This window comes from Arsenophonus sp. ENCA (assembly GCF_002287155.1).
Taxonomy (GTDB): Bacteria; Pseudomonadota; Gammaproteobacteria; order Enterobacterales; family Enterobacteriaceae; genus Arsenophonus; species Arsenophonus nilaparvatae.
On sequence record NZ_NHNG01000789.1, the window covers coordinates 1 to 1,848 of the forward strand.

Below are 1,848 nucleotides of genomic sequence, written 5' to 3' on the forward strand. Positions count from 1 at the left end.
GACGTCTTTAACTCCAGGAAAGGCGCGAAAAAATTCCTCAGCAGAGCGAATTTGACGAGCGGGCAAAACACATTCTCGCCCCAAGGTCATCTCTAAAACCGGCAATAATATTTTTACCCAGCGACATGCCCGTGTTCTATCTAAACCAAAAAGAAGTCCTTGCAAATCATAGGTCGGATAACATTTTAAATACAATAAAATAAAAAGCAGTTTATCTAATGGGGTTGGGATAAATCCTTTCTGCCCTGCACCCATCTGCCGCTCGTGAGCTTTTCGATTCTTTTTCCGATAAATCAAATAACAAGCTGAAAATTCAGCGGCTAAATTTTTCAATTCTTCGACTGATAATCCAATGATTGCTTTACATAAACGATTATCTCGTAACAACTGCTCTTTGTTGATCATTTCAAACCGTTATTTTCTAAGTTAAACCTCTTTTTATTGTCTATAGCGTGACAAAAAATGCAAGTCTCTATTCAGCAACTAGTTTAATCCCTGATCATCAATTTTCTGGTAGCTAACATCATTCATCATAGTAACGCCATGGCGTAGTAAGTTTAAGCGATGGATCCAGCCGGTTGTTTTTCCTAGCTGTTCACCAACACGGGTTGATTTTCATTGCAGCAGATAAATTTTACGAGCAGAATCAAGGTTCTGCTCACCTTTAGGATAAATACCACCTGGTTGAGATATGGTGGTATCAATGTTCCATTGGTGGGTAAAAGCATCAATGCTTTGGCTACTATTATCTGTTTCTTGACAAAGATATTGTGCTATATCAAAACCGATCCCTCCAGCCCCGATAATTGCAACCTGGGGACCTATGGTAATATGGTGTTTTAATACATCATAATAATTCACGACACTGGCGTGATCGATACCTTCAATGTGAATTTTTTTCGGTAGTACGCCTGTAGCGATAATGATCTCATCAAAGTTTACCAATTGTTCAGCAGCGGCTTTTTTAGTTAAATGAACAGTAACATTTTTTAGTGTCAGTTGACGCTGAAAGTAACGAATAGTTTCTTGGAACTCTATTTTTCCAGGTATTTGTTTAGCAAGATTCAGTTGGCCACCGATCTGACATTCTTGTTCAAATAAAGTAATATGGTGGCCACGCTCTGCCGCTGTTATTGCAAATGATAATCCGGCAGGACCTGCGCCGATAACAGCAATATTTTTTGGTTTTAGTACTGGTTGGAAAGGAAAGTCTAATTCATGGCAAGCTCGAGGGTTAACTAAAGATGATGCTTGTTTGCCAACAAATATCTGATCTAAACAGGCTTGATTACAAGCAATACAGGTATTAATTTCATCCGCACGATTTTCGGCCGCTTTTGTCATAAACTCTGCATCAGCAAGAAATGGCCGAGCCATGGAAACTAAATCAGCGCAGCCGTCAGATAAAATCTTTTCAGCTACTTCAGGTGAATTGATACGGTTAGTGCAAATTAAAGGGATTGATATTTTTCCCATCAATTTTTTAGTGACCCAAGTAAAACCTGCTCTTGGTACCATCATTGCAATCGTCGGGATCTTCGATTCATGCCAGCCAATACCTGTACTAATCATCGATGCGCCTGCATTTTCGATTGCTTTTGCTAAAAGCTCAATCTCACGCCAATTCCCAAACGAAATGCAACAAAGTAAATCCTTGGTCATACATAGGGGCACCTCGAAAAACCTAAGCCGAGTTTGATTTTGCTGATAAAGTTATCGGAAGCTGGTCTACTGAGCTAACCACCATGAAGAAACGCAGCGCCATTAAGAATGACCTCTTTGCAAACCAGTATCACCAACAGACGATCGACAAGTTGGGTGACCCGCTGGTCAAGATCGAAACCTGTA

General features: G+C 40.1%; 1 protein-coding gene and 1 pseudogene. Both read right to left on the reverse strand.

Going from position 1 to position 1,848, the window contains the following annotated elements; genetic code table 11:
• Nucleotides 1-405, reverse strand: a 405-nt coding sequence (locus CBG25_RS20550; protein WP_290603697.1) for a transposase family protein, incomplete at its 3' end; no start/stop codon positions are given.
• Between the two features lie 81 nt (nucleotides 406-486).
• Nucleotides 487-1,626, reverse strand: a pseudogene (locus CBG25_RS20555) (FAD-dependent oxidoreductase); the annotation flags it as partial.
• Nucleotides 1,627-1,848 lie beyond the last annotated feature (222 nt).